The 24,061-nt window shown below is 58.9% G+C and carries 27 protein-coding genes; 8 read left to right on the top strand and 19 right to left on the bottom strand.

What is annotated here, in order from left to right:
* Positions 1-4: 4 nt before the first annotated feature.
* The 15 genes from K7431_RS30885 to K7431_RS15365 all read right to left on the bottom strand — a co-directional run bounded on the left by K7431_RS30885 (position 5) and on the right by K7431_RS15365 (position 9,857).
* On the bottom strand, positions 5-130 hold the full coding sequence (locus K7431_RS30885) for a hypothetical protein (protein ID WP_012722513.1): 126 nt from the start codon (positions 128-130) through the stop codon (positions 5-7).
* Complete coding sequence (locus K7431_RS15430) at positions 127-699, bottom strand: phage tail assembly protein (protein WP_012722512.1); 573 nt, start codon at positions 697-699, stop codon at positions 127-129. Before K7431_RS15430 ends, K7431_RS30885 begins: the two co-directional genes overlap by 4 nt.
* Before the next feature lie 51 nt (positions 700-750).
* Positions 751-1,257, bottom strand: a complete 507-nt coding sequence (locus K7431_RS15425; RefSeq protein ID WP_012722511.1) for a phage major tail tube protein — start codon at positions 1,255-1,257, stop codon at positions 751-753.
* Complete coding sequence (locus tag K7431_RS15420) at positions 1,257-2,423, bottom strand: tail protein (RefSeq protein ID WP_012722510.1); 1,167 nt, start codon at positions 2,421-2,423, stop codon at positions 1,257-1,259. Before K7431_RS15420 ends, K7431_RS15425 begins: the two co-directional genes overlap by 1 nt.
* Before the next feature lie 2 nt (positions 2,424-2,425).
* Entirely contained in the window at positions 2,426-2,617 is a 192-nt protein-coding gene (locus tag K7431_RS15415) for a hypothetical protein (RefSeq protein ID WP_043204866.1), read from the bottom strand.
* 85 nt (positions 2,618-2,702) lie between these two features.
* Entirely contained in the window at positions 2,703-3,101 is a 399-nt protein-coding gene (locus tag K7431_RS15410; RefSeq protein ID WP_012722508.1) for a putative phage-like protein, read from the bottom strand.
* Positions 3,098-5,074 carry a phage tail-collar fiber domain-containing protein gene (locus tag K7431_RS15405; RefSeq protein WP_012722507.1) on the bottom strand — a complete coding sequence of 659 codons (1,977 nt, stop codon included), beginning with the start codon at positions 5,072-5,074 and terminating at the stop codon, positions 3,098-3,100. Before K7431_RS15405 ends, K7431_RS15410 begins: the two co-directional genes overlap by 4 nt.
* A complete protein-coding gene (locus K7431_RS15400; protein ID WP_012722506.1) occupies positions 5,075-5,704 on the bottom strand; it encodes a phage tail protein I in 630 nt (209 codons plus the stop codon). It lies immediately after the preceding gene.
* The gene (locus K7431_RS15395) at positions 5,701-6,696 is read right to left on the bottom strand and encodes a baseplate J/gp47 family protein (RefSeq protein ID WP_043204864.1); all 996 of its coding nucleotides are present in this window, start codon (positions 6,694-6,696) and stop codon (positions 5,701-5,703) included. The genes K7431_RS15400 and K7431_RS15395 overlap by 4 nt, the downstream gene beginning before the upstream one ends.
* A complete protein-coding gene (locus tag K7431_RS15390) occupies positions 6,693-7,025 on the bottom strand; it encodes a phage baseplate protein (protein WP_012722504.1) in 333 nt (110 codons plus the stop codon). Before K7431_RS15390 ends, K7431_RS15395 begins: the two co-directional genes overlap by 4 nt.
* Positions 7,026-7,034: 9 nt before the next feature.
* Positions 7,035-7,646, bottom strand: coding sequence for a phage baseplate assembly protein V (locus K7431_RS15385; RefSeq protein ID WP_043204862.1), 612 nt, complete (start codon positions 7,644-7,646; stop codon positions 7,035-7,037).
* Between the two features lie 3 nt (positions 7,647-7,649).
* The gene (locus K7431_RS15380) at positions 7,650-8,165 is read right to left on the bottom strand and encodes a hypothetical protein (RefSeq protein WP_012722502.1); all 516 of its coding nucleotides are present in this window, start codon (positions 8,163-8,165) and stop codon (positions 7,650-7,652) included.
* 21 nt (positions 8,166-8,186) lie between these two features.
* Complete coding sequence (locus K7431_RS15375) at positions 8,187-8,531, bottom strand: phage holin family protein (RefSeq protein ID WP_012722501.1); 345 nt, start codon at positions 8,529-8,531, stop codon at positions 8,187-8,189.
* Between the two features lie 337 nt (positions 8,532-8,868).
* On the bottom strand, positions 8,869-9,117 hold the full coding sequence (locus K7431_RS15370) for a hypothetical protein (protein WP_148270890.1): 249 nt from the start codon (positions 9,115-9,117) through the stop codon (positions 8,869-8,871).
* 5 nt (positions 9,118-9,122) lie between these two features.
* Positions 9,123-9,857 (bottom strand): LexA family transcriptional regulator, encoded by a 735-nt coding sequence (locus K7431_RS15365; RefSeq protein ID WP_012722500.1) that lies wholly within the window; start codon positions 9,855-9,857, stop codon positions 9,123-9,125.
* Between the two features lie 266 nt (positions 9,858-10,123).
* Here K7431_RS15365 and K7431_RS15360 point away from each other — a divergent pair, with 266 nt between their 5' ends.
* The 4 genes from K7431_RS15360 to fdxA all read left to right on the top strand — a co-directional run bounded on the left by K7431_RS15360 (position 10,124) and on the right by fdxA (position 14,203).
* Positions 10,124-10,612, top strand: coding sequence for a Panacea domain-containing protein (locus K7431_RS15360; protein WP_043204860.1), 489 nt, complete (start codon positions 10,124-10,126; stop codon positions 10,610-10,612).
* A complete protein-coding gene (locus tag K7431_RS15355) occupies positions 10,605-10,976 on the top strand; it encodes a hypothetical protein (RefSeq protein ID WP_012722498.1) in 372 nt (123 codons plus the stop codon). The genes K7431_RS15360 and K7431_RS15355 overlap by 8 nt, the downstream gene beginning before the upstream one ends.
* 169 nt (positions 10,977-11,145) lie before the next feature.
* On the top strand, positions 11,146-13,737 hold the full coding sequence (gene mutS, locus K7431_RS15350) for a DNA mismatch repair protein MutS (RefSeq protein WP_012722497.1): 2,592 nt from the start codon (positions 11,146-11,148) through the stop codon (positions 13,735-13,737).
* A gap of 142 nt (positions 13,738-13,879) precedes the next feature.
* Positions 13,880-14,203 (top strand): ferredoxin FdxA, encoded by a 324-nt coding sequence (fdxA, locus tag K7431_RS15345; protein WP_003208688.1) that lies wholly within the window; start codon positions 13,880-13,882, stop codon positions 14,201-14,203.
* 494 nt (positions 14,204-14,697) lie between these two features.
* Here fdxA and apbC read toward each other — a convergent pair whose 3' ends face one another.
* Positions 14,698-15,792 (bottom strand): iron-sulfur cluster carrier protein ApbC, encoded by a 1,095-nt coding sequence (gene apbC, locus K7431_RS15340; RefSeq protein WP_012722496.1) that lies wholly within the window; start codon positions 15,790-15,792, stop codon positions 14,698-14,700.
* Positions 15,793-15,964: 172 nt separating this feature from the next.
* Here apbC and metG point away from each other — a divergent pair, with 172 nt between their 5' ends.
* The 4 genes from metG (at position 15,965) to K7431_RS15320 (ending at position 20,386) form a co-directional block, all read left to right on the top strand.
* Complete coding sequence (gene metG, locus K7431_RS15335; protein ID WP_012722495.1) at positions 15,965-18,016, top strand: methionine--tRNA ligase; 2,052 nt, start codon at positions 15,965-15,967, stop codon at positions 18,014-18,016.
* 57 nt (positions 18,017-18,073) lie between these two features.
* Positions 18,074-19,330, top strand: a complete 1,257-nt coding sequence (gene rsxB / locus K7431_RS15330; protein WP_255611015.1) for an electron transport complex subunit RsxB — start codon at positions 18,074-18,076, stop codon at positions 19,328-19,330.
* Positions 19,331-19,457: 127 nt separating this feature from the next.
* Positions 19,458-20,096: an endonuclease III gene (nth, locus tag K7431_RS15325; protein WP_012722493.1), complete on the top strand. Its 639-nt coding sequence runs from the start codon at positions 19,458-19,460 to the stop codon at positions 20,094-20,096.
* 107 nt (positions 20,097-20,203) lie between these two features.
* Positions 20,204-20,386, top strand: coding sequence for a PA3496 family putative envelope integrity protein (locus K7431_RS15320; protein WP_012722492.1), 183 nt, complete (start codon positions 20,204-20,206; stop codon positions 20,384-20,386).
* Positions 20,387-20,470: 84 nt separating this feature from the next.
* On the opposite strand, the gene K7431_RS15315 is transcribed toward K7431_RS15320, so the two are convergent.
* The 3 genes from K7431_RS15315 to K7431_RS15305 form a co-directional block, all read right to left on the bottom strand.
* On the bottom strand, positions 20,471-21,103 hold the full coding sequence (locus tag K7431_RS15315; protein ID WP_012722491.1) for a response regulator transcription factor: 633 nt from the start codon (positions 21,101-21,103) through the stop codon (positions 20,471-20,473).
* Positions 21,104-21,728: 625 nt separating this feature from the next.
* Positions 21,729-22,946 carry an argininosuccinate synthase gene (locus K7431_RS15310; RefSeq protein WP_012722490.1) on the bottom strand — a complete coding sequence of 406 codons (1,218 nt, stop codon included), beginning with the start codon at positions 22,944-22,946 and terminating at the stop codon, positions 21,729-21,731.
* 141 nt (positions 22,947-23,087) lie between these two features.
* Positions 23,088-23,996 (bottom strand): flagellar protein MotY, encoded by a 909-nt coding sequence (locus K7431_RS15305; RefSeq protein WP_012722489.1) that lies wholly within the window; start codon positions 23,994-23,996, stop codon positions 23,088-23,090.
* Between the last annotated feature and the right edge of the window lie 65 nt (positions 23,997-24,061).

The following is a 24,061-nucleotide window of genomic DNA, read 5'->3' as shown; positions in this document are numbered from 1 at the left end:
CGCTCTACTCCTGTTTAACCCCAAGGCGAGTGATCGCGATGTCGTAGCGGCGCAATGCTTTGGCGGCATCCCAGTCGAGGATCTCCGCTTCAGTTACCGAGTAAACCAGCGGCACCACATCGAGGATCACTTCGATGTCGCGTTGCGAAAGAAGGCCGCCGGTTGATTTAAAAAATCGTCGATGCGCGCCTGCAGTTCGGTCCAGTCGGGTACGGTCAAGCCGGCAAGATCAGGGATCATCAAGCCACTGCAGTGAGCGGTGATGAACTCGGCGCGTTCTTTGTTGGTGGCGAGTTTCTTCATCACCTTGGTCGCGCGCAGGGCGGGCATTTCCAAGGACAACTCGGTAAAGGTACAGCCGGCAGCATCGAGGGGCAGCAGCAAGTGGACGGGCTGGTCGTGGCCCGATTCCGCCGGCGTGCCGAGGAAAAACGACGCGGGACGTGTCGACATCTCGTGTACGTATTGGGCAATGGTCACGTAGTCCGGGCGCTTGAGTTGGTCGAGCTCTTTTTCCGACAGGCCGGTGGCGAGTTTCGCCAGTTCGAAGAACTGGTCGTCCTCGTCATCACCGGCCCGGGCCAGCGCTTCTTTTTGCGCGGCGTAGTACAGCGGCTTGAGTTGCACCTGTTCGATCGTCGCGCCGGTGTCGGCGTTGATCGGCGAGAGCAGGCGGTGCAGCGGTGGCATCCAGGCCATGGGGCAGCTCCTTGGTGAAGTAGGGGGGCGAGCGAACCCGCCCCCGGGGGATTACGGCATCAGCACGGCGCGGCGGGCATCGCCGAGAATGTCGACGCCGTTGAGCACGAACTTCTGGGTGCGCACGTCGATGTCGATCACCGGAATGCCGTTTTCCAGGCGGTTGTAGGTGCGGCAGGACAGCTCCAGCGTGGTGGTGGCCTTGGTATTCATCACCATCGCCGCCTCGCTCAAGGATTTGAGCTTGCCGCCAACGGTGTGGTAGGTGAAATAGGTTTTGCCGTCCTGGTCCTGGCCGGCTTCACGCACGTTGAGCAGGATGTCATCGCCCAGGCGCACGCCCAGGGCCAGCATGATTTCCGGGCCGGCACCCTGCAGGATCAAGGTGGCGGTCAAAGGCTTGCCACTCTTGGCCATTTCTTCGGCAATGAAACGGCCGCCGGTCATGGCTTCCATTTCGAACTCGATCTTCGGCGGCGTGAAGGAGTCCACTGTCGCGGACAACGGCAGGCCTTGAAGGGTGGCCGCAATGGCCTGTCTGACTCGGTTGGTAAACATTAGAGAACGTCCTCCAGGAACTGCTCGATGATTTCATCGCGGGCATTGAGTTGATAAATCATGTGTTCGTTTGGCGCGTAGCGGCCGTAGTCGATGACGATGAACCAGGTGCCGTTCTTGTACTTCTCGACACTGTTCAACTCCGGGTGCAGGTACACGCTGCCGCCGGGGATGGTTTCGTCGGCGACCAGGGTTTGCAGCCAATCGTTGATGCGCTTGACCTCTTGGTCCATGAAGGACTTGGTGAGGTTCTTGGCCATGGCTTTCTGGCCGGCCTTGACCAGCTTGCGGCTGATGGCGTCTTCGAGGCCGACGTAGCTGATGAACTTGCCGGTGATGGAGCGGTTACCCAGCAGCGAGAAACCGCCGAGAATGGTGCGGGCGTAGTAGCTCACGCCATAACGGTTGAGCAGGTCGCCTTCGGTCGAAGTATCGAGGATGTTGTACTCAACCACGCGGGAAACGTCCTCGGCGAACGTCACCTGATTGCCCGGGCTTTCCCATTGCTTGACCTTGGCCAGCGCCGCGATAGCCAGGGACGATGGCGCGAGGAACACGTTCTTCTTCGCCGCCTTGGAGTACACCGACGGCATGTTGTGCACCAGCAGGCAACGGTCGAAGCCCAGGTCGGCACCGCCCAGTTCGCCGCTGTAGGTCACCTGGTCGGCAACGCTTGCGTCTTTGCCGTCCAGCACCACGCGGGCCTTGATGCGCTTGCCGAACGAGGCGAACTCGCCGGCCACGGCCTTGGTACCGGTGAAGCCCGGAGCCCCGATGATGGTCAGGTCTTCCGGCACGCTGGCCAGTGCAGCCAGGCCCAGCTTGCGACCGGTAACCGGCTCATCACCGCCGATTACATTGTTGAGGGTATCCGCCGGGGTCGCGCCCTCCTCCACGATCACCACATAGACTGGCACCTTGACCACCTTGAGGATCTGGTAGACCGCGTGGAACAGCGTGCCCGACTCGGTACCGGTGGGGTCCAGCAGTGCCTGGGTGGTGAAACTGTTGATACGGAACGGCGCGTTTTTCGGGATCGACGCATGGGCCTTCGGCGCAGTGCCGACCAGGCCAATCACGTTGTCACCCAGGCCACCCATGGCCTCGGGAGATTCAGTGGCATTCACGGTGATGCCGTTGTGCTCGAAGTTCAGAACCTCAGCCATGGTTAGTCAACCTTCTTGGTAGTGGCCTTTTTGGCCGGGGTGGCGTTAAGGACGCTGGTGAGTTCCAGACGGCCAGCGGTGCGCAGGGCGGATGCTTCAACGTCGAGCAACTCCAATTCCTGACCGACGGTGGACCAATGGCCGGCGCCGGTGGGGAATGGGATGAGGACGGTGTAGGTTTGGCGGGTGGGCATAGGTAGGATCTCCAGGCACAAAAAAGCCGCTCAAGGCGGCGGGTGTTCAGATTGATAAAGAAAACGCCCCGTCGGCGCGGAGCGTTTATTCGGTTTGGCCAGCGATCCAGGCCGGTGCTATCGGTCGATGTTCGCTATTCGGAAAGTCGGGGGATTGGGGCCAGTCGCGCAGTGCCTGCATATAGGCCAACAACTCAGCGAATTGCTCGCCGGACAATGCTGTGTCTCCGCCAATTTCCCGCTGGTCTTGGTGACGTTCACGCAACCATATAACCGCCGTCAGCACGCTGTCCCGCCAAGTTCTTTCGGCGTTCTTCAGGGCAACTTGGATATCGTCAGGTGAAGGAACAGGAACAATCCAGACACCCTCCTGCGAGGCAATATGAATGGGAGAAGGGCGATCGCCCTGCATAACCACCCAGCCCTCTGGGCAAACGCCTCCCACCTGCTGAAAACCACTCCCCAACGCTGCATAAACGTTCATGCAATCACCCCCTTCAATCGCCACACAAGAACACGACAAGGCAACGGAGAAACACCAGTCGTTGCCGATAGCAAAAACGGAGCACCGGACAAGGCATTCGGATAGACGAGGCCGTTAACCCCCGTTTGAACAATAATCGAGTTACCCATCTGATTTGCTTGCACACCATGACCGTAACGGTCAGGCCCGCCTATGCCGCTGAAATGATCGCCAAACTCAGGGTTTGCCCACTCTCCGTTGTAGAGAACTTGCGCGGTGCAAAACACGTGATATCCAGGAAAAGGGTTTGCCGCGATGTAGCGACTATTGGTCGCCACGCCTCCCGGACTGGTCTTGTTACCACCTCCCGGATAAATAACAGTGAAGTCAGCCATGTTTGCCAGGTTGGAAACCTCAAGAGCCAGTGCACTAATGTCTATCTGCCCCTGATTGATGGGGGCGTTCCAAGCCTTGATGCACCACATTACCGCTAGGTTGTTAGGACGTGTGATTCCGTAAGTGACCTCTATGTTGCCGGGCAGCGCCACATTAGCTTGTGGGTTCACGCCCATCAGGGTTATGCCAGAATAAAGCCCGACATCACCAGAGTCATACCCTCCTCGCATCCTTGCCGCAGCTGCGTCAACGAGGTTTGTCGCAATTGTCTGTGTTGCAGGTATGTTGGTATCAACCGCAACCATACTGCCTTTCTGCCAACTGCCAACTTCTCGCCCGGCGTCCATTCCACGCCCATGGTCCCATCCCCGCAAGAACTCACCACGCGACTCAGGCAAACGAAAGTAGCCAGCAGGCTCACTACCCGTATTGAAAGTGGTGCCGAGGTACGCAGCCAGATCTGGGTAAGTCGCAATACTTTGCACGCTCCCGTCCAGTTCCAAATATCCCGGCGGTACAGCAGCTTTCAGAAACGGAATGATTGAACCCACAGGAACAGCAGACTTCAACACATCAAGTTCACTAACAAGCGCCGCAACGTCAATATTTCCCTGATTGATTGGCGCATTCCAAGCCTTGATGCACCACATCACAGCCAAGTTACGCGGACGTGTTTCACTCCCGCCTGCCCCACCAGTAATATGACCCGTTTGCGAAGTTGCGTTACTTTGAGCAGCTATCGTGTCGGAGACACTATTCGCTGCCCCTCCGCCCTGCATAGTGTCGTACTCATGCGTATGACTCTTGAACTGGTCAGTTTGATAGCTACCCGCTAAGCGCCCAGCATCCACACCACGCCCATGATCCCACCCACGCAAAAACTCCCCACGCGACTCTGGCAGTCTGAAATTGCCCGCGCCCTCATCACCCTTATTGAAGGCCGTACCCAGAAACTTCGCCAAATCAGGATAGGCCGTGGCACTCTTCACGCTACCGTCAATTTCCAGGAACCCTACCGGGACTTTATCGATTGGAAACGCAACCATAGACCCCACAGGCAACGCTGAAGACTGAGCAATCAGCATCTCAATCTCAGCCTTGGTATACGTTCCCTCAGCCAACTGCCGACCCAGATAATCCATCACCCAAGCCCGAGTCGCCTTCACCACCGTGTCATCAATCAACAACGTCACAATCGCCGCATTACTCGTCTCGAAAATCGAGCGAATATAAAACTCCTTCCCCGACCCCGACGTCGCCAACACCGGCTTGTACGACTCCGGATATTTAACGATGGCATACAAAATACCGGTATCCGTCCACAACCCGGCTTCGCGCACATACCAGCCGCCCACATCCGACGGGATGGTGACTTCGGCCATCAACCAGTTGGCGTTTTTCTCATCCTGGAATAAAGCGTTCAACGGACCGCGCCAGACTTCGCGTTTCAGCGCTTTTGCGCTGGCATCAGGGTTATAGACGGCGCCATTGCCGTCGCCGACGGAGATCTGCGCCAGTTTGATCGGCACGCCGGCAGCCTTGCAGGCGGTTTCGTAGGCGATCCCCGCGTCGGTGAGCAGGGTGTAATAGTCAGCCATTTAGTGCTCCTGTGGATAAAGGGTGGTGGTTTCGACGGTGTAGAGGCCGGCCGCCATAAAGGCGCGCCCTGAGGCCTCGACCCCTGCCAGCACGTTGGGATAGATCGTGGTGAGTTCGCCGCACAGCGTGGCGGCGCCGATGCTGTGGCGACCGGAGGCGCTCAGGCCCACGGAGATCGACAGGATGTCGCGCTCGCTTTTGGCGTCGGCCAAGCGGCGGTCGAGTCGGGCGTCGATGGTTTCGCTGTAGGGCAATTCGGTCCAGGCGCGTACGGCAAAGCTGTAGGGCACGCCGGGCGGTTTTTGCTCGTACCAGGCGCGCACTTCGGGGCTGAGTTGCAGGCCCTTGGCGGCGTTTTCCAGGGCTTGGCGGGTGCCGGCCTGCCGTGCGGTAGGCCAAGCGAGTTTGACGGTCAGGCGCTTCTCGGCCTCGGGGGCCGTGGTGCTCCATTCGTTCACCGCGCGGTCCGCTGCCAGGTAGGGCAAGAACGCCGCCGGTGTGTGATCCGGGTCCATCAGTTGAGGGAAGGGTGGCGTCACCCGTTCCAGCAAATAGCCGAAGCCCAGGTCCAACGCCTTTTCCAGCGGTGAGCTGTTGGCAGGCAACAGGCTCGCTTTGGGTTCACTCATAGCGTACGCACCTCCACCTCGACGCCCGTGCAGTACGGAGCCTGGAATGCCGAGCTGATGATCGGCTCCAGCGGTTCGAGGATCTGCAGTTGCGCGGCGCCGGCGCTGTGGATGGCGTAGTCGATCCAGCTTGGGTCGACTCGGCCTTCCAGGCGATGGCAGGAGTCGGCGTAGGTTTGCAGCAGTTGCTGAGCAGCCACTTGGGTCAACCCCGAATCAGGACCGGCGTTGATCTTGGCGACCACACGAATTTTATAGCGCTGGATCTGTGCTCCTTGGACGGTGACGAGATCGGTTTCCGGCCTTACATCGGGTCGTGCGAAATGTCGCCGTACGCCGTCAAGCAAATCGGCAGACGCGGTGCCATCACCGTCTCTTGAAAGCACAGTGACCATCACCTCGCCGGGGGCGATGCGTCGGCCGTTGCCGTCCTTGACCTGAGCCGCATAGCCGTCCGGGTCAAAGGTATAGCTGACGGTGACCACACCCGGCGTGGCGCTTTGCACCTTGACCGACGGCCGCTCGCCCAGGGTGAACACCTCGCGGCGATATTGCATGCGCGAACCCGCCGCCGGGGCGTGTGGGGCCAGGTAGTAACGCAGGCGGGCGTCGTCGTCGCTTTCCAGCACCGGCGGCACCGGCGGGAAGGCGGCCGGGTCACCGGGGTCGAGCACCTGGCGCTCCAGGCCCATGTCGGCCAGGCGTGCATCCAGGTTGCTGCCGGTGGCCCACCACGCCAGCATCTGTTTGATGCGGGCGTTGTACTTGCGCTCGTGGGTTTGCAGGCGCACGCAAAACGCTTCCAGGGCCAGGGTCAGCAGTTCGCTTTCATTGTCGAGGCTGACCCTGAGTTTGGCCGCGCTTTGCGGCGCGCGGATGGCGACGTAGTCGACCACGAAGGCCTTGAACTCGGCCAACAAGGGTTCGAACTCATCGACAGCGATGAGGGCCGGTTCCGCCAGTTGGTTCTGGCCAGGGATCAACATGCTCATGTCACGACCTCGAAGGATTGTTGGCGGTTTTTCCAGGTGCCGGCAAAACGCAGCAACAAACCGGCGCCCTGGCGGGTGGCGACGATGACCTGGGGTTGAAAGTCGACGATGCCGTTCTGGGCGTTGTAGAACGCCTGCGCGGCGTGGCTTTGGGCGAGGATCAACAGGTCGTCGCCGAGGTTCTGGCCGAGCAGTTGCGGGATCATCGAGCCGTACAGTGGGCGTTTCTGCCGAGTGCCCAGCGGGGTGGTCAGCGCTCGGGTGGCGCGCTGCACGAATTGCAGCCAGTCATCGACGGCTGCCCCGGTGTTCCTATCGATTCCGATCATGGCAAATCCTTATGCGCTGCTGATCACGCGGCCTTGGTGATCCACCACCGGGCCGCTCAAATGCACGCCGGCGGCATCCAGCAACACGCCGGTGGCGCCGAGTTGCAGGGTGATGCTTTGGGTATTCATGGTCAGGCTGGCGGCACCGACCTTGACGTCGACCTGCTCGCGGGAGCCGCTGAACGTGGTCGGGCCGTTAACCCAATTGAACAGGTGGCTGGCGTCGTCGTAGTCGCTTTGGGTGCCGTCCTGGTAGCGACGCCGCGTCAGCGACGCAACGGCGGACACCGACGGAAAGAGACTGCTGTTGAGGCCAAACAACGCCACCGACTGCGCGCCCCCTTCCCCACCGCCGTAATTGAGCAGCAGACATTGTTCGCCCACTGAAGGAATGCGCGTTTCGGTTTGCGCTCCAGCGCTTGGGTTGAAGAATCGGATCGCCGGGCTGAGCAAATCACCGTGGCTGACCTTGCAGGTATTGCTGGCGGCGTCGACCTCCTGGCACACGCCAATCCGGCAAAAGCTCTCTGCGCGTCGATACAGGTCTTCCAGCTGAGTTTCCATTTCCGCCAGGCGTTCGACGATCGGCCCCAGTTGCATGCGTAGCAGTGCATCGAACATGGGCTACTCCTGCAGCGGGCGATATTGGTCCGGATCGTCGATGTTCGTGACCTCCCACGTGCAGGCAAACAGCGGTTTGCCTGTGGGATCGTCGAGCAGTGACGGGCCGAGGTAGAGGTTTTGGGTAAAGGACACGCTCCAGGTGTCGTAGTCCGTTTCCGCGCCGGTGAGTGCGGAAGGTGCCGCGACAATCGCGGTGGGCAGGTCGCACTGGTCTGGCGGCAGGCCCCAGCGGTTATCCAGGGCCAGGTCCATCATTTGGCTGGCCAGGTCGCACGCGTCAAACGGTGCCGACCCGTTGGCCACCGTGGCCCTGAGTGACACCGACAAGGCATGGACCTTACGCCCAGCAAGGGAGCGAACGCCAGGGCCGTTGCGCTCCACGCTGATCAAGATGCCGGTTTTATCGCCCGAGTCGGGAAAATCATGGTGATTGCCAACGCGCAGCTGTGGGAACGCGCTTTTCAGTGCGTCCCCAATCGCGATGGGCAATTGGGAAGGTTTTTCAAGAAGTGTCATCTGCTTGCGTCCTTGCAGCGGTTACTGCTGATCAGGGCGAGAGGTCGGGGCCTCGTTGACCCCGATGCGCTTGGCCGCCCAGCGTTCATAAAGGCCGATGGCCACGTCCGCACCGGCCATGGCGGTCAGGCAACCGATGGCCCCGGCGGTCCAGATCGACATGCCGGCGGCGTAGCACAGCATCAATGCCGACACGCCGCAGACCATGCACGCCCCAGAACGCAGCGCCAGGCGCCGTACCAGCGACCAACCACGGGCTCCCTCTTTGTCGGCGCGCCACATCTCGCCAGACACCCCGCCGATCAGGGCCAGTACGATCACCAGCCAGATAGGCATTTCCGCTAACGCTTGCTGCTCGTTTGTCATGTCACGCCTCCTGGCTGAGCACTACCGGCACAGAGCCGGCTCTTGGGTAAATCCATGTGTAGGTAGGCATTCCAAAAAGCCCGGTTGCCCGGGCTTTTCAGTAATGATGTCCTCGGTCTTTCGGCGCTACTGGCGCGGTACGGACCTTTCCTCAATGTTTTTCCGACCACGATCCCTGTCTGCCGGATAACTGCTTCTGGTGCTTTACGCTGCACACCCGGGTCAGTTGCCAACCCTCTGAACCGTTAAGGCCGGTTCATCGCTGCCTGTTCTTGAAGCGGTAAAACTAAAGAGCGTCGGCATCCTTGCCGGTGTTGCTTGGCATCCCTGCCATCGCTCAGATGGCGTCCTTGCCGATGTTGCGTGCCTTCCTTGTCTTCCTTGGCAGCATCCTTGCCGCCTCCACCACCTTGTTGGCTGGCTTGAGACGAAGAATATGCATGTATGCATATACAGTCAATGCACAAATGCATTTAATTTTTGGCGTGAATTGCACAAATGCATTTTCAGCCTTGCAGGCCAAGGGTTCGGTGATTTGCCACAGGCGAAAAAAAGCCCGCTCATGGGCGGGCTTTGTCTTACGCAAGGAGGTTAACGGGCGTACATGCCCCACCAGAACACATGACCGAGGATGCTGATCTGCTCATCCTGGATATCCTGGAAGCTGTAGTCCTCATCCGGGTGTTCGTCGCGATTGAAACTGCGCAAGCGAATCCCGGAAGGCAGGCGATAGAGCTGTTTCACGCGCAATTGGCCGTTGTGGTTGATGGCATACAAGTCGCCATCAACGATGTCACCAATGCCACTCTTGCCCGCGTTCACCCCGACCGTCGCGCCATCACGCAGTACCGGCAACATACTGTTGCCACGCACCGTCACGCACTTGGCCTGATCGAACTGCACACCGTTATGCCGCAGGCTGCGCTTGCCGAACCGCAGGCTGGCCTTCTCCCTTTCCTCGATGACGAATCTTCCTGATCCAGCAGCCAATTCAACCTCGCGCAGAAAGGGGATCGACACCTCGTCATCATTAACGGGTGTGTCGTCATCCCACAGGCTTATGTCCTTGAGTTCCGAATGCATCGGGTCGCGCCCGTCATCGCGCAGGGCGCCCACCGCCGCGCGCCCGCGCAACTGGTCGGTGCTGACGCGAAAGTACTCGGCGATGCGGGAGATGTGCTTGTCCGACGGATCAACGATCTTGCCGCTGAGAATCCGGGACAACGTGGATTGAGGCACGCCGGTACGCCGGTGAAGCTCCGTGGGGGAGATCCGGTCGCGGTCCAGCAGTTCTCTTAAGACGATAGAAACGTTGCGTTTTTGCATAACGGGGATAATGGCGGGAGATTTTGGGGTTGGCAAATGCTAATTTGCATAATCTATGCATTTATCAGTATTCCACTAAAATCCTCACGAAACACTGTCTATACAAACAGTATTCAGCCCACTATTATCCGCCACACTTGATTCAACTTTTCCAGCCTGCCCGGGATACGACACGGCGCCCGTCAACCGACGCCATTGCATGTCGACAATCCCGAGCCTATATATGAAACTCTATAACAACGTAGCCAGCCATTTCGGAGGTGCTCATGGCTTATTCAGCTCTAGCTGTTGCTAACGCCTTCATTGAACGCGCCAAAGAAGGCAAGCTTTCAGGCTTGACTCCAATGAAGCTTCAAAAGCTGCTGTTTTACACGCAGTCCTGGCATCTGCGTGAAAGGGAGCTGCCCCTTATGGATGATCACTTTGCCCGCTGGCAATACGGCCCGGTCATTCCATCGCTCTATCATGAGTTGAAGTCCTACGGCAGCCGCCCTGTGACGTCGCTGCTCAGCAACCTTAAACCCGACGTCGAAGACATCGTCTTCGTGACACCGAGAATTCCTGAAAGCGATACCTACGCCCAGCGTCTGATTGACCGCATTATCAATAAATACGGCAAGTGGTCAGGGACTCAACTGTCCAACCTCTCCCACGAGGAAGGCACCGCCTGGGCACTCAGGGGAGCGGATGGTTCCGCCATTGACTGGAAGGAAATGGCGGAGTTCATTCACCCAAAGAGCCGCAACCGTGAGTGAGGAACTCGACAACCTTGAGCTGACACTGCCCCCCGCATCAGGGCCCGACCAGGACTCCCAACCTGGGGGCGAGCAGGCAGTGGGTGCTGACGATGAAAGAAACCAAAACCTGAAGGATCAGAAGGCCGAAAGGCAGCTGCGCAAGAAGTATGCGGGGCGTGCTTTCTGGTTTGCTGCCTGCGGCGTGATCTTTTGGTCGGTTTTGCTCGTGTGGAATGGTTGGTCAACTTACTATTCCGGCAAAGCTCCGTTTTCCGACAACGTGTTGATCGCTATCACCACCGCAACCTCCATCAACTTGTTTGCCGCTTTTCTCGGGGTTATCCGAGGCTTGTTCCCCGCCAGTGGCCGCAGGGCAAAATAGCGGCGCCTGGAGCCTGCTCCCCACCTCTGGCTTTCGGCCTGCGTTTTACCTACCCGTTTGCGACCTGCGAAGCCCCGACCTCGCGTGTTAACCTTGCGCCCATTGCAAAATCGCAGGGCGGAATGCCCCACATTTGCCCCACTCCTTCAACGAATTTGCCTACGACCCAATGAGTAAAAATACGTCCGATCTGTCCTCCCACACGCCAATGATGCAGCAGTACTGGCGCCTGAAAAACCAGCACCCTGATCAGTTGATGTTCTATCGCATGGGCGACTTCTACGAGATCTTCTATGAAGACGCGAAGAAGGCTGCCAAGTTGCTGGACATCACCCTGACCGCGCGTGGGCAGTCGGCGGGGCAGTCGATTCCGATGTGTGGGATTCCTTACCATTCGTTGGAAGGTTATCTGGTCAAGCTGGTCAAGCTGGGCGAGTCAGTGGTGATCTGTGAGCAGATCGGCGATCCGGCCACCAGCAAGGGGCCGGTTGAACGTCAGGTGGTGCGCATTATTACGCCGGGGACGGTGAGTGATGAGGCGCTGCTGGACGAGCGTCGCGATAACCTGATCGCCGCGGTGCTGGGCGATGAGCGTTTGTTCGGGCTGTCGGTGCTGGATATCACCAGTGGCAATTTCAGCGTGCTGGAGATCAAGGGCTGGGAGAACCTGCTGGCGGAGCTGGAGCGCATCAATCCGGTGGAGTTGTTGATTCCGGATGATTGGCCGAAGGATCTGCCGGCGGAAAAACGCCGTGGGACAAAGCGTCGCGCGCCGTGGGACTTCGAGCGTGATTCGGCGTTGAAAAGTCTATGCCAGCAGTTCTCGGTGCAGGACCTTAAAGGCTTCGGTTGTGAAACGTTGACACTCGCTATCGGTGCCGCCGGTTGCCTGCTTGGCTACGCCAAGGAAACCCAGCGCACCGCCCTGCCGCATTTGCGCAGCCTGCGTCACGAGCGTCTCGACGATACCGTGGTGCTCGATGGCGCCAGCCGTCGCAACCTGGAGCTGGACACCAACCTGGCCGGCGGGCGCGATAATACCCTGCAATCGGTGGTTGACCGCTGTCAGACGGCCATGGGCAGTCGCTTGCTGACCCGCTGGTTGAACCGCCCACTGCGCGACCTGACTGTACTGCAAGCGCGACAAACCTCTATTACCTGCCTACTCGACGGCTATCGCTTTGAAAAGCTGCAGCCACAGCTGAAGGAAATCGGCGATATCGAGCGCATCCTGGCGCGGATTGGCCTGCGTAACGCGCGCCCGCGTGACCTGGCACGCTTGCGCGACGCTCTTGGGGCCTTGCCACAACTGCAAGTGGCGATGACCGAGCTGGATACGCCACACCTGCAACAGCTTGCGGTTACCGCAGGTACCTACCCGGAACTCGCGGCACTGCTGGAAAAAGCCATCATCGACAACCCGCCGGCGATCATCCGCGACGGCGGCGTACTCAAGACCGGTTACGACAGCGAGCTGGACGAGCTGCAATCCCTGAGCGAAAACGCCGGGCAGTTCCTGATCGATCTGGAAGCCCGCGAAAAGGCCCGCACCGGCCTGGCCAACTTGAAAGTCGGCTACAACCGCGTGCATGGCTACTTTATTGAGTTGCCGAGCAAGCAGGCTGAATCGGCACCGATCGACTATCAACGTCGCCAGACCCTCAAGGGCGCCGAGCGCTTTATCACCCCGGAACTCAAAGCGTTCGAAGACAAGGCCCTGTCGGCCAAGAGCCGTGCCCTGGCGCGGGAAAAAATGCTTTACGAGGCGTTGCTTGAGGACTTGATCAGCCAACTGGCGCCGCTGCAGGACACTGCGGCAGCCCTGGCCGAACTGGACGTGCTGAGCAACCTGGCCGAGCGTGCACTGAACCTTGACTTGAACTGCCCGCGTTTTGTCAGCGAGCCGTGCATGCGCATCGTGCAAGGTCGCCACCCAGTGGTAGAGCAAGTGTTGACCACGCCGTTCGTCGCCAACGACCTGTCGCTGGACGACGATACCCGCATGCTGGTGATCACTGGTCCGAACATGGGCGGTAAATCCACCTACATGCGCCAGACCGCTTTGATCGTGCTGCTGGCGCATATCGGCAGCTTCGTGCCGGCGGCCAGCTGCGAGCTGTCACTGGTGGACCGGATTTTCACCCGGATCGGTTCCAGCGATGACCTCGCCGGTGGCCGTTCGACCTTTATGGTGGAAATGAGCGAAACCGCCAACATCCTGCACAACGCCACCGAGCGCAGCCTGGTGCTGATGGACGAAGTGGGCCGTGGCACCAGCACCTTTGACGGCCTGTCCCTGGCGTGGGCGGCGGCCGAGCGCCTGGCGCACTTGCGTGCCTATACGCTGTTCGCCACACACTACTTCGAGCTGACGGTGTTGCCGGAAAGTGAGCCACTGGTGACCAACGTGCACCTGAATGCCACCGAGCACAACGAGCGCATCGTGTTCTTGCATCACGTGCTGCCGGGGCCTGCCAGCCAGAGTTACGGCCTGGCCGTGGCACAACTGGCCGGCGTGCCAAACGATGTGATTACCCGCGCCCGCGAACACCTCAGCCGCCTGGAAACCACGGCCTTGCCCCATGAAACCGTGGTCGCCAGCCCAACCAAAGCCACCAGCAAACCGGCCGCACCGCATCAGAGTGACATGTTCGCCAGCCTGCCCCATCCGGTGCTGGATGAGTTGGCAAAACTTGACCTGGACGGCTTGACGCCCCGTAAAGCGCTCGAAATGTTATATGCACTGCAGGTTCGGATATAACGCAGACGCTTGCAAGCTGGTAGACTCTCGCGCGGTTTGGGATGCTGTGGGCTTTTAGCCTGGCCTGCAGACTATCGCTCCCGAACCTCGCGAGCCCTGCCACAAAGGGTTTCGCTGCCGCCGCCTGAGGAGAAAATTAGAAATGACCTTCGTCGTTACCGACAACTGCATCAAGTGCAAGTACACCGACTGCGTCGAAGTGTGTCCGGTGGACTGCTTCTACGAAGGCCCGAACTTCCTGGTTATCCACCCGGACGAGTGCATTGACTGCGCCCTGTGTGAGCCTGAATGCCCGGCCGTCGCTATTTTCTCCGAGGACGAAGTCCCAGCAGAAATGCAGGAATTTATTCAGTTGAACGTCGAGCTGGCGGAAATCTGGCCGAATATCACTGAACGCAAAGACCCGATGCCGGATGCAGCGGAGTGGGATGGCAAAAAAGGTAAGATTGCAGACCTCGAACGCTGATAGCGTTGCCCCCCCTAAAAGGCCCCTTGCGGGCCTTTTTGCGTTTCTGGAGGGCGGGTTTCACTTTTCTACAGGCAAAAAAAGGGGCGGTATGACCCGCCCACATTTTTTCCCTAGTCCCTGTATTCCTTTTCATCATCCTGATGAATCGCATCCTGCGACATTCCTTCGAACCATCGTTCCTTGATGGTTGTGCCAATCCGTGGACACAGGGCTGATCTTAGAGAGTTCCAAAGTAAGTTCAACGGGATGCACGCCGCCGGCCGGCAACCTTTCGCGTCAAACAAAGAACAATTAATTGTTATATTTCAATTAGATAGAAAAGTCTCTCAGGATTTTGGGACGTACATGGCGGATGAAAAAACCAAACACTTACGGAAAAGTAAGCAAATGCTTACACCACCCACTGCGTAAAAGCGCCGTCGCGACTGCTTGACCACTTTCCACGCATGAAAAAGCCCCGACACAGTCGAGGCTTTTTCCCTTCATTAACCTCAGTCGTCGCTGACGGTAATGGTCGGCATCGCGGGCGTCGCCGCCTCTTGCAGGACGATCCGCGCGCCCACATGACGCGCCAACTCCTGATAGATCATGGCGATCTGGCTATCCGGCTCAGCCATGACAGTGGGCTTACCGCCGTCAGCCTGCTCGCGGATCGACATCGAAAGCGGCAGTGAAGCCAGCAGCTCCACGCCGTATTGGGTCGCCAGCTTCTCGCCGCCGCCTTCGCCGAACAGATGCTCGGCGTGGCCGCAGTTGGAGCAGATGTGTACCGCCATATTCTCCACGACGCCCAGCACCGGGATATTGACCTTGCGGAACATCTCCACGCCTTTCTTCGCGTCGAGCAGCGCCAGGTCCTGGGGCGTGGTGACAATCACCGAGCCGGCCACCGGCACCTTTTGCGCCAGGGTCAGCTGGATATCACCGGTGCCTGGCGGCATGTCGATCACCAAGTAGTCCAGGTCGCCCCAGGCAGTCTGGGTGACCAGTTGCAGCAAGGCGCCGGAAACCATCGGCCCGCGCCAGACCATTGGCGTGTTGTCATCGGTAAGAAAGGCCATGGACATCACTTCCACGCCCAGTGACTCGATGGGCACGAACCACTTCTGGTCCTTGACCTTCGGCCGCGTGCCTTCGGCGATGCCGAACATCACGCCTTGGCTCGGGCCATAGATATCAGCGTCGAGAATGCCCACGCGCGCGCCCTCACGGGCCAGGGCCAAGGCCAGGTTGGCCGCCGTGGTGGACTTACCCACACCGCCCTTGCCAGACGCCACCGCGACCACGTTCTTGACGTTGGCCAGGCCCGGGATCTGCGCCTGGGCCTTATGCGCAGCGATCACGCATTGGATGTCGACCTTGGCGGAACGCACGCCCTCGAGGCCCTCAATGGCCATTTGCAGCATCTGCGCCCAACCGCTCTTGAACAGACCTGCGGCATAGCCCAGCTCCATGTGGACCGACACCTGGTCGCCCTGGATTTCGATGGCACGTACACAGCCGGCGCTGACCGGGTCTTGGTTCAAATAGGGGTCGGTGTACTGGCGAAGGACGGCTTCCACCGCTGCGCGATTGACGGCGCTCATGGGCTACTCCCGAAAAAAGACTGACTGAAACAGGCGGCTATCCTAACCGTTCCAGCGGCTTAACGGCATGCTTTCGCAGGTTGGGAAGATTCGGAAACAGCGCCACGGGGTGAAATAAATTTCCCGGCGCTTTATAGTGGCCGACCTCCGTTTCATCAAGTAGCCGAGCCCCATGTCCGAGCCACGCAAGATCCTCGTCACCAGCGCCCTGCCCTATGCCAATGGTTCCATCCACCTTGGCCATATGCTTGAGTACATCCAGACCGATATGTGGGTGCGCTTCCAGAAGCATCGCGGCAATCAATGCATTTATGTCTGCGCGGACGACGCCCACGGATCGGCCATCATGCTGCGCGCCGAAAAGGAAGGCATCACCCCGGAACAACTGATCGCCAATGTGCAGGCTGAACACAGCGCCGACTTTGCCGAGTTCCTGGTCGACTTCGACAACTTCCACTCGACCCACTCCGACGAAAACCGCGAGCTGTCGAGCCAGATCTACCTGCGGTTGAAGGAAGCCGGGCACATTGCCACGCGCTCGATCACCCAGTATTTCGACCCGGAAAAGAAAATGTTCCTGGCCGACCGGTTCATCAAGGGCACCTGCCCGAAATGCGGCACCGAGGACCAGTACGGCGACAACTGCGAGAAATGCGGTGCCACCTACGCACCCACCGACCTGAAGAACCCTAAGTCGGCAATCTCCGGCGCCACCCCGGTGCTCAAGGACTCCCAGCACTTCTTCTTCAAGCTCCCGGATTTCCAGCAAATGCTGCAAACCTGGACGCGCAGCGGCACCCTGCAGGACGCCGTGGCCAACAAAATCGCCGAATGGCTGGATGCCGGCCTGCAACAGTGGGACATTTCCCGCGATGCACCGTACTTCGGCTTCGAGATCCCGGGCGAGCCGGGCAAATATTTCTACGTGTGGCTGGACGCGCCGATCGGCTACATGGCCAGCTTCAAGAACCTGTGCGACCGCACGCCGGAACTGGATTTCGACGCCTTCTGGGCCAAGGATTCCACCGCCGAGCTGTACCACTTCATCGGCAAGGACATCGTCAATTTCCACGCCCTGTTCTGGCCGGCGATGCTTGAAGGGTCGGGCTACCGCAAGCCCACCGGCATTGCCGTGCACGGCTACTTGACGGTCAACGGCCAGAAGATGTCCAAGTCCCGTGGCACCTTTATCAAGGCGCGCACCTACCTGGACCACCTGTCGCCGGAATACCTGCGCTACTACTACGCGTCCAAGCTGGGCCGTGGCGTCGACGACCTCGACCTGAACCTGGAAGACTTCGTACAGAAGGTCAACTCGGACCTGGTCGGCAAAGTCGTCAACATCGCCAGCCGTTGCGCCGGTTTTATCCACAAGGGCAACGCCGGTGTATTGGTGGCTGAGAATGCCGCGCCGGAACTGACCGACGCGTTCCTGGCCGCTGCGCCAAGCATCGCCGACGCCTATGAAGCCCGCGATTTTGCCCGCGCCATGCGCGAGATCATGGGCCTGGCCGACCGCGCCAACGCCTGGATCGCCGACAAGGCGCCGTGGTCGCTGAACAAGCAGGAAGGCAAACAGGCGGAAGTCCAGGCGATCTGCGCCACGGGCGTCAATCTGTTCCGCCAGTTGGTGATCTTCCTCAAGCCGGTGCTGCCGTTGCTGGCCGCCGATGCCGAGGCGTTCCTCAACGTCGCGCCGCTGACCTGGAACGATCACGCCACTCTGCTCAGCAACCATCAGTTGAACGAGTTCAAGCCGCTGATGACCCGTATCGACCCGGTGAAAGTCCAGGCCATGACCGACGCTTCGAAAGAAGACCTGGTTGCCAGCCAGACCGACACCGGCGAATCGGCACCGGCCGGTAACGGCGAGCTGGCCAAGGACCCGATTTCTGCGGAAATAGAGTTCGACGCCTTTGCCGCCGTGGACCTGCGTGTCGCGCTGATCGTCAAGGCCGAAGCCGTGGAAGGTGCCGACAAGTTGCTGCGCCTGACCCTGGACCTCGGCGGCGAGCAACGCAACGTGTTCTCCGGGATCAAGAGCGCTTATCCGGACCCGTCCAAGCTCGATGGTCGCTTGACCATGATGATCGCCAACCTCAAGCCACGGAAAATGAAGTTCGGTATCTCCGAAGGCATGGTGATGGCGGCCGGCCCTGGTGGCGAAGAGATCTACCTGCTGAGCCCTGACAGCGGTGCCAAGCCGGGTCAACGCATCAAGTAAGCCTATGGGCCTGTGGCGAGTAAATTAGGCCTATTGTAGGAGCCCGGCTTGCCGGCAATGGCGATCTCAAGGACGCTATCGCCGGCAAGTCGCGCTCCTACAAATCCATTACACGCCTGTTCGCTTAATCGGCATACCCGTGATCACAGCATGAACCTGATTCAACGTATCGACGCGCTGCTGCCGCAGACCCAATGCGGCAAATGCGGGCACCCGGGCTGCAAGCCTTACGCCGAGGGCATCGCACGAGGCGAGGCAATCAACAAGTGTCCGCCCGGCGGGCAGGAAACCATCGCCGGCCTTGCACTGTTGCTGCGCGTGCCGGTGCTGGACCTCGACACCCATCGCGGGGAAGCGCCAGCCCAGGTAGCGTATATCCGCGAGGCCGAGTGCATCGGCTGCACCAAGTGCATCCAGGCCTGCCCGGTGGACGCTATTGTCGGCGCCGCCAAGCTGATGCACACCGTCATCATTGATGAGTGCACCGGTTGTGACCTGTGCGTTGCGCCCTGCCCTGTCGATTGCATTGAGATGCACCCAGCGACCCGCGTGCTACCGATTGTGGGTGGCTTGGCGACCAATGATCGTGAGCATCATGAACGCGGCTTGAAACGTGACCGGGCGCGGCGGCGCTTTGAACAACGCAACGCGCGCCTGCAACGGGAAGAAGCCCACAAACTCGCCGAACGCCTGGCACGGGCCAAGCGCTCGGCGCCAACACAGCCCGTGCCGGCCGATGCGGCTCAGGCAGCCCAAGAGGCAGCGGTCAAGCAGGCTAAAATCACGCTCGCCATGAGCCGTGCCCAACTGCATAAATCCTTGAAGGCGTTCGGCCACCCGCCGACCTTTGAGCAGCAGTCGCAGTTGATCGTTCTGCAGCAGCAGTTCGAAGCAGCAGAGCAGGCACTTGCAGCATTGGAAGTCATCACCCCGACGACCCTGCCGCCGCCGAAAGACCCCGCACTCAAACGCGCAAAAATCCAATTGGCCATGCGGCGCGCCGAATTGAAAAAAGCCCAGGACCAGAACGCTGACGAACAGCAACTGGCACTCCTGAGCGCTGCGCTGTCCAGCGCGGAGCAAGCCTTGCACGATGCAGAGGCTGACAGTCAGCAGCCTCGGCCCGATTTGCAGCGCGTGGAAAAACGCCCCATCGACGCTCAACTGCGCCAGCTGAAAACCGCCCTGGCGTACGCCCGGGCGGAGGTGAGCAAATTACAACGCCAAGCGGGCGTAAATGCAGATCAACTGAAAGCCGCACAACACAGGCTTGAGGAAACGCAGCGCCAGGTGGACGCCTACGTCGACGCGTGACCCGCTACGAGCGCTGCCGGGCGCCGTAACGATCGTTTATCCTGTCCGAGATAATTGCTCACAGAACCCCAAGCCTGGACCCACTCTTCACATTGATGCCGAACGCCTGTAAGGAAACCACCGCCCCATGAACGCCGCAAAACGCTTGGAAATTTTCCGCAGGCTTCACGAAGACAATCCGGAACCCAAGACCGAACTGGCTTACACCTCGCCCTTCGAATTGCTGATTGCGGTGATCCTGTCGGCACAATCCACCGACGTGGGCGTCAACAAGGCCACAGCCAAGCTCTATCCCGTGGCGAACACGCCGGAGGCAATCTATGCCCTGGGTGTGGACGGGTTGTCGGAATACATCAAAACCATCGGCCTGTACAACAGCAAGGCCAAGAACGTCATCGAAACCTGTCGCCTGCTGGTGGAACTGCACGGCAGTGAAGTGCCACAAACCCGCGAAGCCCTGGAAGCCCTGCCAGGCGTTGGCCGTAAAACTGCCAACGTGGTGCTCAACACCGCTTTCCGTCAACTGACGATGGCGGTGGACACCCACATTTTCCGGGTCAGTAACCGAACCGGCATTGCCCGTGGGAAAAACGTGGTGGAGGTGGAAAAGCAGTTGATGAAATTCGTGCCCAAGCCGTATTTGCTCGATTCCCACCACTGGCTGATCCTTCATGGACGCTATGTTTGCCAGGCCCGCAAGCCGCGTTGCGGCAGCTGTCGGATAGAAGACCTGTGCGAATACAAGGACAAGACATCCGACGATTGAGGGACCATTGGTTTTATTGATCGGTCGATTGAAAAAATCTTTTTTACCCGGTCATGGATTATCGTTATAAGGAGCGCCAACGGCAGTCTTAGCCCGGAGTGAACCTTATGAGCACTGGCAAAGAACAACTGGAAGTGGAAGACGACCTCGTTGAATCGGATGACGATGGGGCGGAGACGCCTGTGGCAGAGGTCGCCAAGACCAATTTGAGCAAACGCCGTACCATCGACAATCTTCTGGAAGAACGACGCTTGCAAAAACAACTGGCCGATTACGACTTCGATCTCTGATTGAGAGGTCGACGGCCGGAAGCCTCCCTGACGGAGGCTTTTTTCTGCCGGTTGCCCGGGCAACACGCGGTGGCGTCCCCTCCTCTATACCAAGCCGTTACGCTGTGCCAGTTCGATCAGGTCGACGAGAGAGCGGGCGTTGAGCTTGAGCAGCAAACGCGTCTTGTAGGTGCTGACGGTCTTGTTGCTGAGGAACATGCCGTCGGCAATCTCCTTGTTGGTCCTGCCCCGGGCCAACTGCTGCAATACCATCATTTCTCGGCCGGACAGACGCTCGACCATATCGGCCTCACTGGCATTGCCCATGGTGGAGCGTACCGAGTTGAGCGCCTGGTTCGGGAAGTAGCTGTAGCCCGACAAGACGGCCTTGATCGCACTCAGTAACTCGGTCAGGTCCTGTTGCTTGCACACATAGCCGGCAGCCCCCGCCTGCATGCAGCGCATGGAAAAATGACCAGGGGCCTGGGACGTCAGCACCAGCACCTTGAACGGTGCAGCCTGCTTGGTCGAAGACAGGCGGCAAATAACTTCCAGGCCATCAAGTTTGGGTATCCCAATATCCAGTATGACAATGTCCGGCATATGCTCCCGTGCAAGTTGCAACGCATCGACACCGTTATCGGTCTCGGCAACGACCTCATAACCATGACGTTCCATTAGCATACGCACAGCAAGACGAATGACGGGATGATCATCCACGATCAGCACTTTATTCATGAGAAAGTCCAATTTCGCTGTTCGAATTATTTAGAGCAAGCACAATAGCCTAGTCGTTTCCTAGTTGGCATAGCATTCCCCCCCAAGCAACAGCAAGCAGAGACCCACCCCACAGCGATAAAGGAATTACCCTACAAAAAAACGCCATCTCGGACTTATCAAGCTTTATGGATCCTTTCAGACCTTTCTGGGGACTTACATATTTTGAGTGAAATATCCATGGGATATCAGGGGTCGGGTAAACGTACCGCACGTAACTCTCAGGAAATGCCCCTTGCCTCTCGCCGTTGGCCGAGTGAACGAGCAGGAAAGATCCGGCTGTTTTAGTTCCATTTAACATATTAACTTACATCCTTAATTCTTACAGACTATTCAGCGCTTTATATATTCGCTGTATCTGCATGAGTGAATTTTCTGTAAGACCAGTTCCTACACAGGTGTAAAAAATTCATTCCCCCTACACACTTCCAACAACAGCCAATTCAAGTCCCCTGTTTGGGAAAGGTGGGGATGAAAAATATCAACATATGTTTAATCACTATAAACATCGCGACATTCTATAAAATACACCGGCAAAAAAAATGGCCCCTTGAACAAGGGGCCATTCTTCACGACAGGCTGAAACTTAGAACAACGAGCGACCTTTGTTGGCCGCAATGCGCATGCGCAATGCATTCAACTTGATAAAGCCTGCCGCGTCCGCCTGATTGTAGGCGCCGCCGTCTTCTTCGAAGGTGGCGATGTTGGCGTCGAACAGGGAATCATCAGATTTGCGACCGGTGACGATCACATTGCCCTTGTACAGCTTCAGGCGCACAACGCCGTTCACGTGGGCCTGGGACGCGTCGATCATCTGTTGCAGCATCAGGCGCTCAGGGCTCCACCAGTAGCCGGTGTAGATCAGGCTGGCGTACTTCGGCATCAGCTCGTCTTTGAGGTGAGCGACTTCGCGGTCCAGGGTGATGGACTCGATGGCGCGGTGAGCGCGCAGCATGATGGTGCCGCCTGGGGTTTCGTAGCAGCCACGGGACTTCATGCCCACGTAACGGTTCTCGACGATGTCGAGGCGGCCGATACCGTGTTCGCCACCGATACGGTTCAGCGTCGCCAAAACGGTGGCCGGGGTCATTTCAACGCCGTCCAACGCGACAATGTCGCCGTTGCGGTAGGTCAGTTCCAGGTATTGCGGCTTGTCGGGAGCGTTCTCCGGGGAGACGGTCCACTTCCACATGTCTTCTTCGTGCTCGGTCCAGGTGTCTTCCAGCACGCCGCCTTCATAGGAGATGTGCAGCAGGTTGGCGTCCATCGAGTACGGGGACTTCTTCTTGCCATGACGCTCGATCGGGATCGCGTGCTTTTCAGCGTAATCCATCAGCTTTTCACGGGACAGCAGGTCCCATTCACGCCAAGGCGCGATCACTTTCACGCCTGGCTTGAGCGCGTAGGCGCCCAGCTCGAAACGTACCTGGTCGTTGCCCTTGCCGGTGGCGCCATGGGAAATGGCGTCGGCGCCGGTTTCGTTGGCGATTTCGATCAGGCGCTTGGCGATCAGCGGACGTGCGATGGAGGTACCCAGCAGGTACTCGCCTTCGTAGACGGTGTTGGCGCGAAACATCGGGAAGACGAAATCGCGGACGAACTCTTCGCGCAGGTCGTCAATGTAGATCTCTTTCACGCCCATGGCTTGCGCCTTGGCACGTGCAGGTTCGACCTCTTCGCCCTGACCCAGGTCAGCGGTGAAGGTCACCACTTCACAGTTATAAGTATCCTGCAGCCACTTGAGGATCACCGAAGTGTCCAGGCCGCCGGAATACGCGAGAACGACCTTGTTTACGTCGGCCATGCCATCACTCCACGGGGTTGTACGGAAAGGCGTCGATTCTACCGACCAAAACCGTGGATTTACAGGGGCGCGACAGCAAATGAAGATAAAGCGACAGATTATGTCGAGAGGGCGACCGATGGTCGCACCTTAGGCTGCACGTTATGACGTGTGTGCAGGGTTGCTCGGGCCGCTGGCCTGGGGCGCCGGTTTCTCGGGGGCTGCGACGCGTTCGAGCTGAATATTCACCCGACGATTGCGCGCGCGATTGGCCGCATTGGTATTAGGCGCCAGCGGGTAGCTTTCGCCGTGGAAACGCAAGGTGATCTGCGATTCCGGAATACCGTTGGCCTTCAAGTAATCCATCACCGCCAAGCCACGGCGACGCGAGACGTCACGGTTGGTCAGGCGGTTGCCGCCGTTGTCCGAATGGCCGTTCAACTCGATATGGTTGACGGTGGGGTCGGCCTTCATGAACGCGAGAATCACGTCGAGTTTCTTCTTGGCCGCCGCGTCCAGTTCGATACCGCCACCCGGGAACCCGACTTCGGTCTGCTTGACCTGGTCGTAATTCATCGGCAACAGCTTGGTGGTGCACAGCTGGTAGTCGTTGTAGGCCTTGTTGAATTTCACCGGCAATAAGCGGATTTCCGAATAGCCGCCCTCACGCCCGTAGTGTCGGACGGTCGGGCTGCGCCCTTCCAGCAACCCCGTAAACAGGCGCCCGGCCTGGGCTTGGGAGCTGTTGAACAAGACGTCGCCACTGCCGGCACGCACGGCGCCGAGGTTGATATCACCTCGGCCCGGCTGCCAAGGGGCGGCAGCCGCCAACAACGTGGCCGAGCCCACACCCAGCGAGCCGTTATAGGCTTTCAGGCGAAACGTCGCCTGCTCGCCGGCCCGACGCACGAACTCACCCGAGCCGAAGTCGGTGATCGGTTGGGTCAGGCGGCACTCGAACTGATCGCCTTCTACCTTCCACTCAATATTCTCCAGACGTGTCTGGAACGTGAGGGCCATCGCAGGCAGGCTGGCGAACACACTGAGCAGGGCTAGATAATGCTGGCGCACGGGAGGCTCCACTGGTTTCTACAACACTTCAAAGCGTCATACATCGATAAGGCATACAAAAGGCT

Source organism: Pseudomonas fluorescens group sp. (assembly GCF_020093335.1).
Taxonomy (GTDB): domain Bacteria; phylum Pseudomonadota; class Gammaproteobacteria; order Pseudomonadales; family Pseudomonadaceae; genus Aquipseudomonas; species Aquipseudomonas petroselini.
The sequence above is the reverse complement of the archived record's forward strand: the minus strand, read 5'-3'. Positions and strand labels throughout refer to the sequence as shown.

Bases quoted from the DNA above. Each gene is read 5' to 3' on its own strand.
- K7431_RS15400 (WP_012722506.1), bottom strand. From the start codon at position 5,704: ATGAGTGAACCCAAAGCGAGCCTGTTGCCTGCCAACAGCTCACCGCTG.
- rsxB (WP_255611015.1), top strand. From the start codon at position 18,074: ATGGCGATCTCAAGGACGCTATCGCCGGCAAGTCGCGCTCCTACAAAT.
- K7431_RS15395 (WP_043204864.1), bottom strand. From the start codon at position 6,696: ATGAGCATGTTGATCCCTGGCCAGAACCAACTGGCGGAACCGGCCCTC.
- K7431_RS15315 (WP_012722491.1), bottom strand. From the start codon at position 21,103: ATGAATAAAGTGCTGATCGTGGATGATCATCCCGTCATTCGTCTTGCT.
- K7431_RS15405 (WP_012722507.1), bottom strand. From the start codon at position 5,074: ATGGCTGACTATTACACCCTGCTCACCGACGCGGGGATCGCCTACGAA.
- K7431_RS15385 (WP_043204862.1), bottom strand. From the start codon at position 7,646: ATGTTCGATGCACTGCTACGCATGCAACTGGGGCCGATCGTCGAACGC.
- K7431_RS15410 (WP_012722508.1), bottom strand. From the start codon at position 3,101: ATGAACGTTTATGCAGCGTTGGGGAGTGGTTTTCAGCAGGTGGGAGGC.
- apbC (WP_012722496.1), bottom strand. From the start codon at position 15,792: ATGAGCGCCGTCAATCGCGCAGCGGTGGAAGCCGTCCTTCGCCAGTAC.
- K7431_RS15415 (WP_043204866.1), bottom strand. From the start codon at position 2,617: ATGCCCACCCGCCAAACCTACACCGTCCTCATCCCATTCCCCACCGGC.
- K7431_RS15390 (WP_012722504.1), bottom strand. From the start codon at position 7,025: ATGATCGGAATCGATAGGAACACCGGGGCAGCCGTCGATGACTGGCTG.
- K7431_RS15360 (WP_043204860.1), top strand. From the start codon at position 10,124: ATGGCTTATTCAGCTCTAGCTGTTGCTAACGCCTTCATTGAACGCGCC.
- K7431_RS15310 (WP_012722490.1), bottom strand. From the start codon at position 22,946: ATGGCCGACGTAAACAAGGTCGTTCTCGCGTATTCCGGCGGCCTGGAC.
- K7431_RS15380 (WP_012722502.1), bottom strand. From the start codon at position 8,165: ATGACACTTCTTGAAAAACCTTCCCAATTGCCCATCGCGATTGGGGAC.
- metG (WP_012722495.1), top strand. From the start codon at position 15,965: ATGTCCGAGCCACGCAAGATCCTCGTCACCAGCGCCCTGCCCTATGCC.
- K7431_RS15425 (WP_012722511.1), bottom strand. From the start codon at position 1,257: ATGTTTACCAACCGAGTCAGACAGGCCATTGCGGCCACCCTTCAAGGC.
- K7431_RS15375 (WP_012722501.1), bottom strand. From the start codon at position 8,531: ATGACAAACGAGCAGCAAGCGTTAGCGGAAATGCCTATCTGGCTGGTG.
- K7431_RS15420 (WP_012722510.1), bottom strand. From the start codon at position 2,423: ATGGCTGAGGTTCTGAACTTCGAGCACAACGGCATCACCGTGAATGCC.
- K7431_RS15320 (WP_012722492.1), top strand. From the start codon at position 20,204: ATGAGCACTGGCAAAGAACAACTGGAAGTGGAAGACGACCTCGTTGAA.
- mutS (WP_012722497.1), top strand. From the start codon at position 11,146: ATGAGTAAAAATACGTCCGATCTGTCCTCCCACACGCCAATGATGCAG.
- fdxA (WP_003208688.1), top strand. From the start codon at position 13,880: ATGACCTTCGTCGTTACCGACAACTGCATCAAGTGCAAGTACACCGAC.
- K7431_RS15365 (WP_012722500.1), bottom strand. From the start codon at position 9,857: ATGCAAAAACGCAACGTTTCTATCGTCTTAAGAGAACTGCTGGACCGC.
- nth (WP_012722493.1), top strand. From the start codon at position 19,458: ATGAACGCCGCAAAACGCTTGGAAATTTTCCGCAGGCTTCACGAAGAC.
- K7431_RS15430 (WP_012722512.1), bottom strand. From the start codon at position 699: ATGGCCTGGATGCCACCGCTGCACCGCCTGCTCTCGCCGATCAACGCC.